The organism is Nonomuraea sp. NPDC049758, assembly GCF_040674635.1.
Classification (GTDB): domain Bacteria; phylum Actinomycetota; class Actinomycetes; order Streptosporangiales; family Streptosporangiaceae; genus Nonomuraea.
Map to the genome: position 1 here is coordinate 586906 of NZ_JBFAMZ010000002.1, position 14763 is coordinate 601668.

General features: G+C 70.1%; 15 protein-coding genes. 10 read left to right on the plus strand and 5 right to left on the minus strand.

Annotated features, from left to right (window positions below; genetic code table 11):
* Positions 1-63 precede the first annotated feature (63 nt).
* Entirely contained in the window at positions 64-762 is a 699-nt protein-coding gene (locus AB0J46_RS07285; RefSeq protein ID WP_364327642.1) for a hypothetical protein, read from the plus strand.
* A 10-nt stretch (positions 763-772) separates the two neighbouring features.
* Positions 773-1306, plus strand: a complete 534-nt coding sequence (gene pyrE / locus AB0J46_RS07290; RefSeq protein ID WP_352357535.1) for an orotate phosphoribosyltransferase — start codon at positions 773-775, stop codon at positions 1304-1306.
* Here the strand turns inward: pyrE and AB0J46_RS07295 are convergent.
* Positions 1281-1685 (minus strand): hypothetical protein, encoded by a 405-nt coding sequence (locus tag AB0J46_RS07295; protein WP_364327645.1) that lies wholly within the window; start codon positions 1683-1685, stop codon positions 1281-1283. The genes pyrE and AB0J46_RS07295 overlap by 26 nt on opposite strands.
* Before the next feature lie 89 nt (positions 1686-1774).
* Positions 1775-2485: a DedA family protein gene (locus AB0J46_RS07300; RefSeq protein WP_364327648.1), complete on the minus strand. Its 711-nt coding sequence runs from the start codon at positions 2483-2485 to the stop codon at positions 1775-1777.
* 126 nt (positions 2486-2611) lie between these two features.
* On the opposite strand from AB0J46_RS07300, the gene fbaA reads away from it, so the two are divergent.
* From fbaA to AB0J46_RS07315, 3 genes are all read left to right on the plus strand, one after another.
* Entirely contained in the window at positions 2612-3634 is a 1023-nt protein-coding gene (fbaA, locus tag AB0J46_RS07305; protein ID WP_352357541.1) for a class II fructose-bisphosphate aldolase, read from the plus strand.
* 34 nt (positions 3635-3668) lie between these two features.
* Positions 3669-4079 carry a DUF3151 domain-containing protein gene (locus AB0J46_RS07310; RefSeq protein ID WP_352318011.1) on the plus strand — a complete coding sequence of 137 codons (411 nt, stop codon included), beginning with the start codon at positions 3669-3671 and terminating at the stop codon, positions 4077-4079.
* A 128-nt stretch (positions 4080-4207) separates the two neighbouring features.
* Positions 4208-5491, plus strand: coding sequence for an adenylosuccinate synthase (locus AB0J46_RS07315; protein WP_364327652.1), 1284 nt, complete (start codon positions 4208-4210; stop codon positions 5489-5491).
* Positions 5492-5624: 133 nt separating this feature from the next.
* Here the strand turns inward: AB0J46_RS07315 and AB0J46_RS07320 are convergent, their stop codons facing one another.
* Positions 5625-6311 (minus strand): GNAT family N-acetyltransferase, encoded by a 687-nt coding sequence (locus tag AB0J46_RS07320; RefSeq protein ID WP_364327655.1) that lies wholly within the window; start codon positions 6309-6311, stop codon positions 5625-5627.
* Between the two features lie 155 nt (positions 6312-6466).
* Here AB0J46_RS07320 and AB0J46_RS07325 point away from each other — a divergent pair, with 155 nt between their 5' ends.
* Positions 6467-7375: a glycerophosphodiester phosphodiesterase family protein gene (locus AB0J46_RS07325; protein ID WP_364327658.1), complete on the plus strand. Its 909-nt coding sequence runs from the start codon at positions 6467-6469 to the stop codon at positions 7373-7375.
* A gap of 90 nt (positions 7376-7465) precedes the next feature.
* Here the strand turns inward: AB0J46_RS07325 and corA are convergent, their stop codons facing one another.
* Complete coding sequence (gene corA / locus AB0J46_RS07330) at positions 7466-8482, minus strand: magnesium/cobalt transporter CorA (protein ID WP_352357551.1); 1017 nt, start codon at positions 8480-8482, stop codon at positions 7466-7468.
* A gap of 462 nt (positions 8483-8944) precedes the next feature.
* Between corA and purD the strand changes: the two genes are divergently transcribed.
* From purD to AB0J46_RS07350, 4 genes are all read left to right on the plus strand, one after another.
* Positions 8945-10162 carry a phosphoribosylamine--glycine ligase gene (gene purD, locus AB0J46_RS07335; protein WP_358290629.1) on the plus strand — a complete coding sequence of 406 codons (1218 nt, stop codon included), beginning with the start codon at positions 8945-8947 and terminating at the stop codon, positions 10160-10162.
* A complete protein-coding gene (locus AB0J46_RS07340) occupies positions 10159-10995 on the plus strand; it encodes a phosphoribosylaminoimidazolesuccinocarboxamide synthase (RefSeq protein ID WP_364327663.1) in 837 nt (278 codons plus the stop codon). The genes purD and AB0J46_RS07340 overlap by 4 nt, the downstream gene beginning before the upstream one ends.
* 78 nt (positions 10996-11073) lie before the next feature.
* Positions 11074-12339, plus strand: coding sequence for a UDP-N-acetylglucosamine 1-carboxyvinyltransferase (murA, locus tag AB0J46_RS07345; RefSeq protein WP_358290635.1), 1266 nt, complete (start codon positions 11074-11076; stop codon positions 12337-12339).
* Between the two features lie 201 nt (positions 12340-12540).
* The gene (locus tag AB0J46_RS07350; protein WP_125644142.1) at positions 12541-13830 is read left to right on the plus strand and encodes a GTP cyclohydrolase IIa; all 1290 of its coding nucleotides are present in this window, start codon (positions 12541-12543) and stop codon (positions 13828-13830) included.
* Between the two features lie 362 nt (positions 13831-14192).
* On the opposite strand, the gene AB0J46_RS07355 is transcribed toward AB0J46_RS07350, so the two are convergent.
* The gene (locus tag AB0J46_RS07355; RefSeq protein ID WP_364327668.1) at positions 14193-14651 is read right to left on the minus strand and encodes a rhodanese-like domain-containing protein; all 459 of its coding nucleotides are present in this window, start codon (positions 14649-14651) and stop codon (positions 14193-14195) included.
* Positions 14652-14763: the final 112 nt, after the last annotated feature.

Here is a 14763-nt window from a genome sequence, read left to right on the forward strand (position 1 = left end):
CGCATTCTCCGTCATGACTAAACCGCAGCGCCGTCTTTACCTCTGAGGACCACGGGAGGACGCATGGACGAGGACGTGCTGTCGCGCTGGCGCGGGCGGAGCATGGTGGAGGGCTGGTCGCTGGCCGACGACTGGTGGACCCCGGCGGTGGCGTACGCGATCAAGGCCGTGACGGACGGCGGCGACCTGCCGCGCGCCTGCGAGGAGCTGGGCGCGGCGCGCGCCGGGGCGGGGGTGGGGATCAGCGAGGGGCTGGGCGACCTGGCGGCGCTGTTCGCCGTCACCGATCGAGGAGAGCCGACGTTCCCGCTGGTACGGGCGTACGCCGCCGGGTGGGCCGAGCAGAGCTTCGCGCCCATGAACGACCTGCAGTGCGAGGACCCGCTGACCGGCCTGGCCACGGTGGCCTACCTGCGTACCAGGCTGGGCGAGCTCTACCGGGGGGCGGTCGCGGGCGGGCACCTGCTGGTGGTGGCCGAGCCGTACGGGCAGATCGCCGAACTGGCCGAGCGGCTGGCGGCGGCGCTCAACCTGGCCACGGCGCTGCGCAAGGCGTTCACCGGCGACGAGACGCTGGCGCTGCTCGCGCCCACCCGCGTCGGCGCGGTGACCAGGGAGGACGATCGGCTGGCCGGCAAGATCGCCGACCTGCGCGCCACGGAGATCCTGCACGGCCGCCGCCCCCGCGTCCGGGTGCGCCGGCTCCCCCGCGCGCACGCGCAGGCCCTGGCTCTCATCAGGACGCTGAGCCTGGGACCCTAAGCTTGGGCGCATGACAGACCGCGACAACCTGCTGGCCGAGATCAAGCGCAAGGCCGTCGTCCACGGCAAGGTCACGCTCTCCTCGGGCAAGGAGGCCGACTTCTACCTCGACCTGCGGCGGATCACGCTCGACGGGGTGGCCGCGCCGCTCGTCGGCAAGGTGATGCTCGACCTGACCGACGATCTCGACTTCGACGCCGTCGGCGGGCTCACGATGGGGGCCGACCCGGTGGCCTGCGCGATGCTGCACGCGGCGGCGGCGCGCGGGCGCACGCTCGACGCGTTCGTGGTGCGCAAGGCGCAGAAGTCGCACGGCATGCAGCGCCGGATCGAGGGGCCCGAGGTGAAGGGCCGCCGGGTGCTGGCCGTGGAGGACACCTCGACGACCGGCGGCTCGCCGCTGACCGCCGTGGAGGCGCTGCGGGAGGCGGGCGCCGAGGTGGTGGCCGTGGCCACGATCGTCGACCGGGGCGCGGGCGCGCGGATGGCGGAGGAGGGGCTCGACTACCGCACCGCCTTCACCCTCCAGGACCTCGGGCTGTGAAGGCCTCCCTCGCGCCCTGCTCACCGGGGGCGCGGGGGCTGCCGTTCTCGGTGACGCGGACGGTGCCCGCGTCACCGAGCACGACGTCGAGCTCGGGCTCGAAGTAGCTGACCTCTTCGCCCCTGCTCATCTCGCGATGGTGCAGCACGTCCCCGCCGGGGACGCGGACGGTCACGGTGGGGCAGACCTCGGCCACGCACTCGATGCGCACGGTCGGCGCCCTGCCCTCGCTCGCCCGCACGACCGGGGACCCTGCCGCGGTGGGCGGCCGCTCCGGCTGCGGGCCGGACGAGCCGATCAGGGCGCGCACGCCGACGACCACCAGCGTCACCACGGCCCCCACCGCGAGGACGACGAGGGCGGATCGGGCGATTCCCATCGGATCTGACCTGTGGCGTCCCACAGGGGGCACTGTACCCGGTGGTAACCAAAAGCCCCCCGGTCAGCGCCGGGGGCCGGTGCCTGCTGTCAGTGCTGGGGGTCGGTGCTGGAGGGCACGCGGTGGTGCTTGCCGTTGGGCAGCGGCAGCCGCTTGCGCTCGCGGCGCTTCTTGACGACCTCGACGATGATCGGGATCAGCGAGATGAAGACGATGATGAACACGCCCGGCAGGATGTACTTGTCGATCTGCTTGGGATCGACCTTGCTGCCGAGGAAGTAGCCGAGCAGCACCAGGCCCTCGACCCAGACCACGCCGCCGATGACGTTCCACAGGAAGAAGCGCCTGGCGGGCATCTCCAGGACGCCGGCCACCGGGTTCATGAACGTGCGGACGATCGGCACGAACCGCGCCAGCACGACCGCCCGCGCCGGGCCGAACTTCTGGAAGAACTCCTCGGCGCGTGCCACGTGTTCGCGTTTGAACAGCCGCGAGTCGGGCCGGTCGAACATCTTCCTGCCGAACCTGGCCCCCAGGAAGTGGCCGAGCTGGGCGCCCGCGATGGCACACAGCGGTGTGCCGATCACCAGGACGGGGAAGGAGATCGGCGGCGCCTCGCCCACGACCAGCGACGCGGAACTGAAGATCCCCGCCGCCACCAGCAGCGAGTCGCCCGGCAGGAAGAAGCCGAGCAGCAGACCCGTCTCGGCGAAGATGATCGCCAGGACGCCGATGGTGGCGAAGGCGCCGAGGATGGTGAGCCACCACGTCGGGTCGAGGAGATTCCAGAGCCAGTCCACCCCGTGAGCCTACCTGGAGCCGAGCGAATCGGATGTGGCCATCCGGCACGCGTTGTCACTACCAGTTGTGGTTGCGAGCCGGGATACTGGGCAGGCGCGAAGCCGTACTTCTCAGGGAGATGACTCATGCCCATCGCGACTCCAGAGGTCTACGCCGAGATGCTCGACCGTGCCAAGGCGGGCGGGTTCGCCTATCCGGCGATCAACGTGACCTCTTCTCAGACCTTGAACGCCGCGCTGCGCGGGTTCGCCGAGGCCGAGAGCGACGGCATCGTGCAGGTGTCCACCGGCGGCGCCGAGTTCCTCTCCGGCACGACGGTCAAGGACATGGTGACGGGCGCGACCGCGCTGGCCGAGTACGCGCGGGTGGTGGCCGCCAAGTACCCGGTCACGGTGGCGCTGCACACCGACCACTGTCCGAAGGACAAGCTCGACGGCTACATGCGGCCGCTGATCGACATCTCGCTGGAGCGGGTGTCCAAGGGCCTCGACCCGCTCTTCCAGTCGCACATGTGGGACGGCTCGGCCGTGCCGCTGGAGGAGAACCTGGAGATCGCCAAGGAGCTCCTGGACAAGTGCGCCCGCGCCCGGATCATCATGGAGATGGAGATCGGCGTCGTCGGCGGCGAGGAGGACGGCGTCGTCGGCGAGATCAACGAGAAGCTCTACACCACCGCCGAAGACGCGCTGGCCACGGCCGAGGCCGTCGGCGTCGGCGACCGGGGCCGCTACATGCTGGCCGCCACGTTCGGCAACGTGCACGGCGTCTACAAGCCGGGCCACGTGAAGCTGCGGCCCAGCGTGCTGAAGGAGATCCAGGACGCGGTCGGCGCCAAGTACGGCAAGGACAAGCCGTTCGACCTGGTCTTCCACGGCGGCTCCGGCTCGCTGCTTGAGGAGATCCACGAGGCCATCTCCTACGGCGTGGTGAAGATGAACGTCGACACCGACACCCAGTACGCCTTCACCAGGCCGATCGCCGACCACATGTTCCGCAACTACGACGGCGTGCTGAAGGTCGACGGCGAGGTCGGCAACAAGAAGGCCTACGACCCGCGCGCCTACGGCAAGAGCGCCGAGACCGGCATGGCGGCCCGCGTGGCGGAGGCCTGCCACAACCTCAAGAGCAGTGGGACGAAGATCTCCTAGCCACTTGGGCGGCACGGCGGGTATGACTTGTCCTATGGATAACCTTCTCGCCGGGCCGCCCCCGACTCACCTGCCGGACCTGCCCGAGGCCAGGGAGGCGCTGGAATCCGGGGCCAAGGCCGCCGACGTGGCCGCCCGCTTCCCCGCCCACCCGGCGGCCTGGGCCGCGCTCGCGGAGGAGTACTTCGCGCAGGGCCATGCCGTCACCTCCTACGCCTTCGCCCGCACGGGCTACCATCGCGGCCTCGACCAGCTGCGCAGGAACGGCTGGAAGGGCCACGGTCCCATCCCTTGGGAGCACGAGCCCAACCGCGGCTTCCTGCGCTGCCTGCACGCCCTGTCCAGGGCGGCGCAGTCCATCGGCGAGAAGGACGAGGCCGAGCGCTGCCTGCAGTTCCTCAAGGACAGCAGCGAGACCGGATATGAGGCGCTGACCAAGGGTTAGCAGCGCATTGGGCCCGCATTGGGCCCACGCGCCTTGGGACGAATGGGCAGACTCGGGTAGTCTCTCTACGCAAGAGCCCCTGTCGCACTTGCGCCAGGGGTTTCGTTTTGTGCTCGGGAGACTGAACAATGCCGGCTGCCGTTCTCGTTGGGGCCCAGTGGGGCGATGAGGGCAAGGGCAAGGCCACCGACCTGCTCGGTGGCGACGTCGACTACGTCGTCCGTTATCAGGGTGGCAACAACGCGGGACACACCGTCGTCATCGGTGACCAGAAATACGCTCTGCATCTTCTGCCGACGGGGATCCTGTCGCCGGACGTCGTACCGATGATCGGCAACGGTGTGGTGATCGACCCGGGGGTGCTGCTGAGCGAGATCGACGGGCTGGCCGCGCGGGGGATCTCCGCCGAACGCCTGCTGATCTCCTCCAACGCGCACCTGATCATGCCGCACCACAAGGCGCTGGACAAGGTCACCGAGCGCTATCTGGGCAAGGCCAAGATCGGCACCACCGGACGCGGCATCGGCCCCGCGTACGGCGACAAGATCGCCCGGATGGGCGTGCGGGTCCAGGACCTGCTCGACCCGGGCATCCTGGCCAAGAAGATCGAGGTCGCCCTGACCGAGAAGAACCAGGTGCTGACCAAGGTCTACAACCGGCGCGGCATCGACCCGGCCGCCGTGCTGGAGGAGTACCTGGCCTACGCCGAACGGCTCAAGCCGCACATCGCCGACACCTCGCTGGTGCTCTCCAAGGCGCTGGACGAGGGCAAGTTCGTGCTGCTGGAGGGCGGTCAGGGCACGCTGCTGGACATCGACCACGGCACGTACCCGTTCGTCACCTCCTCCTCGCCGACGTCCGGGGGCGCGTGCGCCGGGGCGGGCATCCCGCCGAACCGGCTCACGAAGATCATCGGGATCCTGAAGGCGTACACGACCCGCGTGGGCTCGGGGCCGTTCCCGACCGAGCTGACCGACGAGACGGGCGAGTGGCTGCGCAGGACCGGCGGCGAGTACGGCGTCACCACCGGCCGCGACCGTCGCTGCGGCTGGTTCGACGCGGTGATCGCCCGCTACGCGACCCGGATCAACGGGATCACCGACTACTTCCTCACCAAGCTCGACATCCTGTCGGGGCTGGAGCGCATCCCGGTGTGCGTGGCCTACGAGGTCGACGGCGAGCGGTTCGACGAGATCCCGATGACCCAGACCGACTTCCACCACGCGGTCCCGGTCTACGAGGAGCTGCCGGGCTGGAAGGAGGACATCTCCAACGCCAAGTCGTTCGACGACCTGCCGCCGAACGCGCAGTCGTACGTGCGGGCGCTGGAGGAGATGAGCGGGGCGCCCATCTCGGCGATCGGCGTCGGCCCCGGCCGCGACCAGACCGTGGTGGTGCGGTCGCTGGTCTGACCGGCACGTGACGAGGGGCCCGGCGCGGCAACGCGCCGGGCCCCTCGCGTGTCAGGGGACCACGGCCGGACGGCGGGCTCCTCGCGTGTCACCGGACTACGGCCGGACAGCGGGCCCCTGGCGTGTCACCGGACTACGGCCGGACGGCGGGCTGCTCCTCCGTCGAGTCCCCGGCGGTGAGGACGGCGGCGGTCATCGGGGTGTGCAGGGTCCACCCCAGGGTCTCGTACAGGGCCTGGCCCGCCTCGGTGGCGACCAGGATGCCCGTGCGGGCGCCCCGGGAGACGGCGGCGGCGGCGAGCGCGGCCATGACGACCGTGCCGAGGCCGCGCCGGCGGTGTTCGGCGGCCGTCTCCACCTGGTCGATCACGGCGGCCCGGTCCGCGACGGCGAACTGGCCGCGCGCCGCGACCTCGCCCGCGGCCGTGAGCAGCCGGGCCACGGTCACCCCCGCCCTGGTGGTGATCGCCAGGGTGTAGCCCGCGGGGGCCTTCGGGGTGGTGCGGGCCAGGGACGCGGTGGTCATCATGTACTCCTGCTCCTGCACGGACCACCGCGGGGCCAGGGAGGGGGCGACCGCCTCGGCGGGGGCGCAGAGCTTGAGCCAGGTGCCGGGGACGGTGAGGGTGCCGGTCAGGTGGTCCAGGATCTCCGCGGTAGGGGTGGGGACGACGTGCCGCGCCACGTGGCCGGGAAGGCCGACGTCCACTCTGAGGCCCCACGGTTCGGGTACGGGCCGCGGGGCGCTGCGGGAGATCACCCAGCCGTCCACCCATGCCCGGACTGTTGCGGAATGGGCATGTTTGAGAACCTCCGTCATGAGCTCCAGCTTATTGCAAGGTAGTTGCATTTATCGTGCAATAAGCGGGCGGAGAGTCCTCTTGGCGCCTTCCCTTCCGACCAGGGCGTAGCAGGATAAAAAGGACACGGCGTGGCACTGCCTCAGCGGGCCTCGCGCCGGGTAGTGTCCCCGGTGTGCGCGTTGAGATTCATGGTCACCGAGGAGCGCGGGGCCTGTGGCCGGAGAACACCCTGCCAGGGCTGAGCCGCACGATGGAGCTGGGCGTTCACGCGCTTGAGCTCGACGTCGCCCTCACCGCCGATCGTCGCCTCGTGCTCACGCACGACCTCACGGTCTCGGCCGTCACCAGTGCCGACCGCCGTCCGCTGCGGCAGGGCGATCCGCTCTTCCCGTACGTGGGCAAGCCGATCAACGCGCTCAGCCTCGCCCAGCTGCGCACGCTCGACGTGGGCGTACGCCTGCCGCGTCACCTCGACGACCCGTTCGCGCTCACCCAGGTCGCCATGCCGGAGACCAGGATGCCGACGCTCGGCGCGGTGCTCGGGCTGGTCAACGCCTACGAGGCCGAGCACGTGCGGCTGCACGTCGAGCTGAAGTCCGACCCGACCAGGCCGGAGCTGACGGCCGACCCGGAGATGTTCACCGAGCTGGTGGTCGAGGAGCTCGACCGGCACGGCAGGCTGGGCAACGCCGCCGTCCTCAGCTTCGACTGGCGCGTCATCAGGCACGCTGCCCGGCTCGCCCCGGCGGCCAGGCGGTTCGCGCTGATCGAGCTCGACACGCTCCACTGGCACGAGGGCGGGCTGGGCGACGACATCCCGGCCGCCGCCCGCGAGGCCGGTGCCACCACGCTCTCGCCCGAGCACGTGATGGTCGACGAGAAGCTGATGGTCCAGGCGGCCGCGGCGGGCCTCGACGTGGCGGTCTGGACGGTCAACGACCAGGCCCTGGCCGGCCGCATGATCGACCTCGGCGTGGCCGGGATCGTGACCGACTACCCCGACCGCATGCGGGAGCTGTGGCGCGAGCGCGGCCTCGATCTGCCGGAGGGCGTTCGGCCGCTCAAGCCCGTGAGCGTCTGAGCGCCGTTCAAGCCCGTTAGCGGCTGAGCGCCGCGCAAGCGCGTGAGCGTCTGAGCGCTGCTCAAGCCCCCGAGCGTCCGGGCGCGTCGTTCAGAGCCAGCCGTTGCGGCGGAAGCCGCGGTGCAGCAGCACGCAGGCAGTGATCATCACGGCCAGCACGGCCGGATAGCCCCAGACCTGCTTGGTCTCGGGCATGAAGTCGAAGTTCATGCCGTAGATCCCGGCGATCATCGTCGGCACGGCCAGGATGGCGACCCACGACGAGATCTTGCGCATGTCCTCGTTGGCCAGGGCGTTCGAGCGGGCCAGGGCGGCCTGCAGGATCGAGCTGCACAGTTCGTTGGAGGACTCGACCTGCTCGCACACGCGGGACAGGTGGTCGCCGACGTCGCGGAAGTACTCGCGCATCTCCGAGGGGATGACGCGGCGCTGCGGCAGCGCCGACAGCGGCGACTGCAGCGGGGTCACGGCCCGCTTCATCTCCAGCATCTCCCGCTTGAGCTGGTAGATCCGGTTGATGTCGCGGGAGCTGACGTCGGCGAAGACGGTCGCCTCGACCTCTTCGAGCTCCAGCTGCATGAGGTCGGCCACCTGGAGGTACTGGTCGACGACGTGGTCGGCGATGGCGTGCAGCACGCCGGCCGGGCCGCGGTTCATCAGCTTGGGCTTGTCCTCAAGGCGCTCGCGGACCAGGGTCAGCGGGCAGTGCTCGCCGTGGCGCACGGTGACCACGAAGTCGACCCCGAGGAACACCATGATCTCGCCGGTGGCGATGATCTCGCTGTTGGCCGTCAGCTCGTCGTGGTCGAGGTAGGCGACCGTCTTCAGCACCATGAACAGCGACTCGCCGTAGCGCTCGACCTTGGGACGCTGGTGGGCCTTGACCGCGTCCTCGACGGCCAGCGGGTGCAGCCCGAAGACCTCGGACAACCACTCCACCTCGGGCGCCTCTGGCTCGTGCAGCCCGACCCAGACGAACGCGTTCGCGCCGTCGGAGTTCTTGTTGTGCTCGCGGACGAGGTCGAGGGACTCGACGATGCCCGGGGCGCAGACCTTCTTGCCCTGGATGTAGGCGCCGAATTCGACGATGGAGTCGACAGGGGGCACGCAGACCTCACGCACCGGCTTGGTGAGCGGGCGTGCGGCGTGCGGCTGAACAGGGTGACGGTTGATGCGACGGAAAAGCGTGGACGAGCGCATGGCAGTCCCTTTCCGCCCGACCTGGCACGCTCCACGCGCGATGAAAAGTCACCTCAATCGACACAAATGCGTGGAGGCACGATCAGGCTGCCGGATTGGAGTGGTCGGGGGTAACTGGGGCGTACGTGGGAGAGCACGTACTGCTGGGATCACCAGGTTTCATCCCGGACCACCTCCAATCACAAGAGACGCCGCAAAGCCGCCTTAACCTACCACAGGCGGGTGAACCCAAACGACGATACTCGCCGGAGGGTGCTCGGTTCAGGTAGAACCGCACAAAGATGCGGGCTTGTTCCGGCATTCGACGTGCCTGCAACCCGCCCGGGACCCGCGCCGGGCGAGGGGGCCGGGCCTGCGACAATGGGGCACGTGCGCGTTCTAGTCATTGGTTCCGGAGGGCGTGAGCACGCCCTGTGCCGTTCGCTCAAACTCGATCCCCAGGTCAGCGAGCTCCACTGTGCTCCCGGTAACGCGGGCATCGAGGGCGTCGCGACCGTTCATCCCGTCGATCCCGTCGATCCCGCGCAGGTGGCCGAGCTGGCCGGGCGGCTGGGGGCCGACCTCGTCGTCATCGGGCCGGAGGCGCCGCTCGTCGCGGGCGTGGCCGACGCCGTGCGCGAGGCCGGCATCGCCTGCTTCGGGCCGACCCGTGAGGCGGCCATGCTCGAAGGCTCCAAGGCGTTCGCCAAGGAGATCATGAATGCCGCCGACGTGCCCACCGCCCGGGCCCGCACCTGCGAGACCGAGGAGGAGGCCGCCGCCGCGCTCGACGAGTTCGGCGCCCCCTACGTCGTCAAGGACGACGGCCTCGCGGCGGGCAAGGGCGTGGTCGTCACGCGCGACCGCGACCAGGCTCTGGAGCACGCGCGGGCCTGCGAGCGGGTGGTCATCGAGGAGTTCCTCGACGGGCCCGAGGTGTCGCTGTTCGCGCTCTGCGACGGCAGCACGGCGGTGCCGCTCCAGCTCGCCCAGGACTTCAAGCGCGCCTACGACGGCGACGAGGGGCCCAACACCGGCGGCATGGGCGCGTACACGCCGCTCCCCTGGGCGCCGGAAGGGCTGACCGAGCAGGTCATGCGCGAGGTGGTGCACCCGACGATCGCCGAGCTGGGGCGGCGCGGGCTGCCGTACCAGGGGGTGCTCTACGTGGGGCTGGCCCTGACCCAGAAGGGGCCGAAGGTGGTCGAGTTCAACGCCCGGTTCGGCGACCCCGAGACGCAGGTGCTGCTCGACCGGCTGGAGACGCCGCTCGGCGGGCTGCTGATGGCCTGCGCCACCGGCGAGCTCGGCCTCGACCCGGTGTTCAAGGACGGCTCGGCGGTGACCGTGGTGATCGCGGCGGAGAACTACCCCGACTCCCCGGTCAAGGGCGACGTGATCACCGGCCTGACCGAGACCGAGAACGCGTACGTGATCCACGCCGGCACCGCGCGCGGCCCCGGCGGCGAGGTCGTCTCCAACGGCGGCCGGGTGCTGACCGTCGTCGGCCACGGCCCCGACCAGGCGAGCGCCCGCCGCAACGCCTACGACCTCGTCGACCGCGTCGAGCTGCGCGGCTCGCACCACAGGACGGACATCGCCCGATGAAGCATCTGCACTCCGGCAAGGTACGCGACCTCTACGAGACCGACGAGGGCCTGCTGCTGATGGTCGCCTCCGACCGCATCTCGGCCTTCGACTACGTGCTGGAGCCCGACATCCCCGACAAGGGCGCCATCCTCACGCAGATGTCGCTGTGGTGGTTCGACCAGCTCAAGGACGTCGTGCCCAACCACATCCTGGCCAGGGGCGACGACGCGCGCAGCGTGGTGTGCAAGCCGCTGCGCATGGTCCAGGTGGAGTGCGTGGCCCGCGGCTACCTGACCGGCGGCGGCCTGTCGGAGTACCGCGCGACCGGCACGGTCTCCGGGGTGCCGCTGCCCCCCGGTCTGGAGGACGGCTCCCGGCTGCCGGAGCCGATCTTCACCCCCTCGACGAAGGCCCCCCAGGGAGAGCACGACGAGCCGATCTCCTACGAGCAGGTGGTCGCCGAGGTGGGCGCGGAGACGGCCGACGAGCTGCGGCGCATCACCCTCGACGTCTACACGCGCGGCTCGGAGATCGCCCGCGAGCGCGGCATCATCCTGGCCGACACCAAGATCGAGCTGGGCTGGGACGCCGACGGCGTGCTGACCCTGGGCGACGAGGTGCTGACGCCGGACTCGTCGCGGTTCTGGCCGGCCGACGAATGGCAGCCGGGCAGAGCGCAACCTTCTTTCGATAAGCAATATGTACGTGATTGGCTACTCTCGCCCGAATCCGGATGGGACAAATCCTCCGGAAACCCCCCACCTCGGCTTCCGGAGCACGTTGTCGAGCGCACAAGGCAGCGATACCTAGAAGCGTATGAGCGCGTCACGGGGGCTCCCTTTAGCGGATGATTCGGCTGGGTCACCTGGTGCAAGCCACTACTGTTGGCCCGATCGAGCCTCACCGTTGATTTCAAGGAGCCGCACGAAATGGTCCGTTACCGCGTGCGCGGTGGCAACGCACTGCGTGGAACCGCGTTCATCCAGGGCGCGAAGAACGCCGTGCTTCCCATGATCGGTGCGGCTCTGCTGGCCGCCAAGGGCCGTACCGTGCTGCGGAACGTGCCGATCATCGAAGACGTCCGGCGCGCGGTCGAGCTGGCCGAGGCGATCGGCGCGTACGTGGAGCTGCACGAGTCCGAGCGCACGCTGGTCATCGACGCCTCCCGGCTGAGCAGCCCGGTGCTGCCGGCCGAGATCGCGCGCCGGTTCCGCGGCTCGGTGCTGTTCACCCCCGCGCTGCTCCACCGGCTGGGCGAGGCGATCGTGGAGGGCGTGGGCGGCTGCAACCTCGGCAGCCGCAACCTCGACTTCCACTACCTGGGCTACAAGCGGCTGGGCGCGGTCGTCGACGAGGGCGAGACCGTCATCCACGTCAAGGCCAGCGGCCTGACCGGCGCGACGCTCTACCTGGACACGCCCTCCCACACCGGCACCGAGAACCTGATCATGGCCGCCGCCCTGGCCAAGGGCACGACGGTGATCGAGAACGCGGCCCTTGAGCCGGAAGTGCTCGACGTCATCGACATGCTCACCAAAATGGGCGCGCGCATCAGCGGCGGCGGCACCGGGTTCATCACCGTCGAGGGCGTGGAGGAGCTGCACGCCGTCGAGCACACCGTGATGCCCGACCGGCTCGACGCGGGCGTGTTCGCGATGGCCGCGGCGATCACCGGCGGCGAGCTCAGCCTCGTGGGCACCGGCCTCGACCTGGGCGTCGTCCGCTACAAGCTGGAGCAGATGGGCGTCGACTTCGCCCGGCAGGGCGCGGTGCTGCACGTGCGGTGCGACCGTCCGCTGCGGCCCATCAACATCATCACCGACACCTATCCCGGGTTCGCGACCGACCTGCAGTCGCCGATGATGACGGTGGCCGCCCTGGCCGACGGCACGAGCTACATCCACGAGCGCATCTTCGACGGCCGTTTCGCCCTGGCCGGCGAGCTCAACAAGATGGGCGCCGACGTCGAGGTCGACGACAGCAGGGCCGTCGTGCGCGGGCGCACGCCGCTCAAGGGCGCGCAAGTCACGGCGCACGATCTGCGCTCCGGTATCGCGCTCGTGCTCGCCGGTCTGGCGGCCGAAGGAGAGACCGTCATCGAGTCCGGATACCTCATCGATCGCGGCCACGCACATCTCGCGGCGCGAATGCGCGCGCTCGGCGCGGACATTACACGAGAGATTTCTGAGCGCTAAAAAACATGAGAAAAACCGCGTTGAGCTGCTGAGACATCTTGTCGGGCGGTCAACCAGAACGACTTTCCGGAAAAGTCGGGCGTGACATTACGGCCCCCGCGAGCGATCGTTCCAAAAGAGAGCACTGCAACGGACGGCAGGATGGGACGAACATTGGTCGAGAGGGCCGAAGAAACTCCCCGAGTGTCACGCCCGGGCGCCATGACACCGGACCTCACCATCGGCGTGGTCGGACCCCACGACCTGGTCGAGCGAGTCATGCTGATGGGTCACGCCGCGGCACCGCTGCCGTGTCGCCTGGTCGCGGCCGCGTACCGCGATGAGCAGGAGGCGCCCGACAAGGTGACGCGGCTCGGTCCCGGTGTCGACGCGTGCCTGTTCGCCAGCCCGGTCCCTTATGACCTGGCCAGGCGATCAGGCGTGCTGACGATGCCCGCGACCTACGTGCAACTCGGCGGAGCGGCATTGGTGGCGGCACTGGCGAAGGCCGCACTTGACACTCGGATGGACCCGCAACGGGTCAGCGTGGACGTGGTCAGCAGGGCGGATGTCGAGGAGGCGTACACCGACCTCGGCATACCGGCCACGGACGTGCACAGCCGCGACGAGCCCGGAGCCACGGGCACGATCGCGGCCTACCACGAACGGCTGGCCCGCCAGGGCGCCACCTCGGGGGCACTGACGTGCCTGCCCGCGGTGGCCGAACGCCTGCACGCAGCCGGCGTGCCGGTCATCAGGATCAGGCCGACCTCGGCCGCGGTCCGGACGGCGCTGCACACCGCGGCGCTGCTCGGGGCGCATCACCGGCTGGAGGAGTCGCAGCTCACCGTGGTGCTGGTGGAGGTGCCGACGCTGCGCGAGCCCGTGCGGCGCGCGGCGCCGCGCTACTGGCGCGACGAGCTGCGGCTGTCGCTGCACCGGCTACTGGTCCAGGAGGCGAACCGGATCAACGCGACCGTCTGGCCGATCGACGATCACAGTTACCTGGTCACCGCGACCAGGGGCTCGATCGCCGCGGCCACCGACGGGTTCAGGGTGCTGCCCTTCGCGGCCAGGATCCGGGACGAGCTGGGGCTGGCGGTCGAGGTGGGCGTCGGGATGGGGCGGACGACACACGACGCGGAGTCGCACGCGCGGGCCGCGCTGGCCCGTACCCAGGCGGGCAAGCAGGCGCAGGGGTTCGCGGTGGACCGCGAGGGCCGGGCCCTCATCCCGGCCCCCCGGATGCCACCCACCGGGTCGACCGCGCTCAAGCCGAAGGGCGTGGAGGTCCTGGCCAGGCTGGCGGCCAAGCTCGAAGGCGGCGACACGGTGGTCGACGCCGAGGGCGCGGGCAAGATGCTCGGGGTGACGCCGCGCACGGCTCGGCGGTTGCTGCGCACGCTGGTTGACGAGGGACTCGCGTGGCCGCTTCCGCCGAACCGCACCCCGCAGCCGGGGCGTCCGCGCCAGCTCTACCGGCTCATCGTGGAGAAGCTCGGACCGCGGTGACCGTACGGGGCCCGTCGTCCCATTTCAGGGGCGACGGGTGCCCGGTTCTTGACCTGGGGAGTCAAAGGTACAGACAATCCGCTTGACTCTTGTGGTCTTATTGGTTGACCCGAGTAGATGCGGGTATGTTCTCCCACGCCCCCGATCGACGGGATTCGGACGGGGGCGCCAAACTTTCCCGCACAGCCCCTTCGCCGCCATCCTTTTTACGGAAGGCGTCCGGACGGGGCTGTGAGGCCGTTTGGCGGCACTGTCGGACCGGCGGGCATGTCCGGATATAGCCGGTCACCACAACCCGCCTGGGACGCTTTCAGCAGGCGCACGCCCATCGCCCGTTCAGCAGGCGCCACCCCACGCCGCCTTCAGCAGGCGCACGCGATCCCCGACACCGGCGCCGTCAGGGCGTCGATCGGTCGCCGGCTCACGCCCGACGCGGTCTCGACCGGAAAGCCCTCCCTGGCCCAGTACTCGAAGCCGCCGAGCATCTCCTTGACCGCGTAACCGAGCCTGGCGAACTCCAGGGCGGCCCGCGTGGCGCCGTTGCAGCCGGGACCCCAGCAGTAGGTGACGACGGTGGCCTCCCGGGGGATCAGCGCGGCGGCCCCGGCGGCGATCTCGGCCGTCGGCAGGTGCACCGCCCCCTCGACGTGCCCCTGCTCCCAGCTCTCCCGGCTGCGCGAGTCCACGACCACGACGCCCGGCGCGCCGGCGGCCAGGTCGGCGGCCACGTCCGAGACGTCGGTCTCGAAGGCCAGGCGGGCGGCGAAGTGGGCGAGGGCGGCGGCGTTGGGGGCGGCCGGGGTGGAGGTGACGGCTGACATCTACGACATTTCCCTTCATTGCTGGTCAGTGGCGATCGTCTCAGCCGGCCCGCCAGCTCAACAGTGGCACAAAAGCCGCCTGTCGCTAATATCGCGCCAAATCCCTAAGTCC

What these genes read in the sequence shown, in the direction of transcription:
- AB0J46_RS07285 (WP_364327642.1), top strand. Translation starts at nt 64, where the DNA reads ATGGACGAGGACGTGCTGTCGCGCTGGCGCGGGCGGAGCATGGTGGAG.
- pyrE (WP_352357535.1), top strand. Translation starts at nt 773, where the DNA reads ATGACAGACCGCGACAACCTGCTGGCCGAGATCAAGCGCAAGGCCGTC.
- AB0J46_RS07295 (WP_364327645.1), bottom strand. Translation starts at nt 1,685, where the DNA reads ATGGGAATCGCCCGATCCGCCCTCGTCGTCCTCGCGGTGGGGGCCGTG.
- fbaA (WP_352357541.1), top strand. Translation starts at nt 2,612, where the DNA reads ATGCCCATCGCGACTCCAGAGGTCTACGCCGAGATGCTCGACCGTGCC.
- AB0J46_RS07310 (WP_352318011.1), top strand. Translation starts at nt 3,669, where the DNA reads ATGGATAACCTTCTCGCCGGGCCGCCCCCGACTCACCTGCCGGACCTG.
- AB0J46_RS07315 (WP_364327652.1), top strand. Translation starts at nt 4,208, where the DNA reads ATGCCGGCTGCCGTTCTCGTTGGGGCCCAGTGGGGCGATGAGGGCAAG.
- AB0J46_RS07320 (WP_364327655.1), bottom strand. Translation starts at nt 6,311, where the DNA reads ATGACGGAGGTTCTCAAACATGCCCATTCCGCAACAGTCCGGGCATGG.
- AB0J46_RS07340 (WP_364327663.1), top strand. Translation starts at nt 10,159, where the DNA reads ATGAAGCATCTGCACTCCGGCAAGGTACGCGACCTCTACGAGACCGAC.
- murA (WP_358290635.1), top strand. Translation starts at nt 11,074, where the DNA reads ATGGTCCGTTACCGCGTGCGCGGTGGCAACGCACTGCGTGGAACCGCG.
- AB0J46_RS07350 (WP_125644142.1), top strand. Translation starts at nt 12,541, where the DNA reads ATGACACCGGACCTCACCATCGGCGTGGTCGGACCCCACGACCTGGTC.
- AB0J46_RS07355 (WP_364327668.1), bottom strand. Translation starts at nt 14,651, where the DNA reads ATGTCAGCCGTCACCTCCACCCCGGCCGCCCCCAACGCCGCCGCCCTC.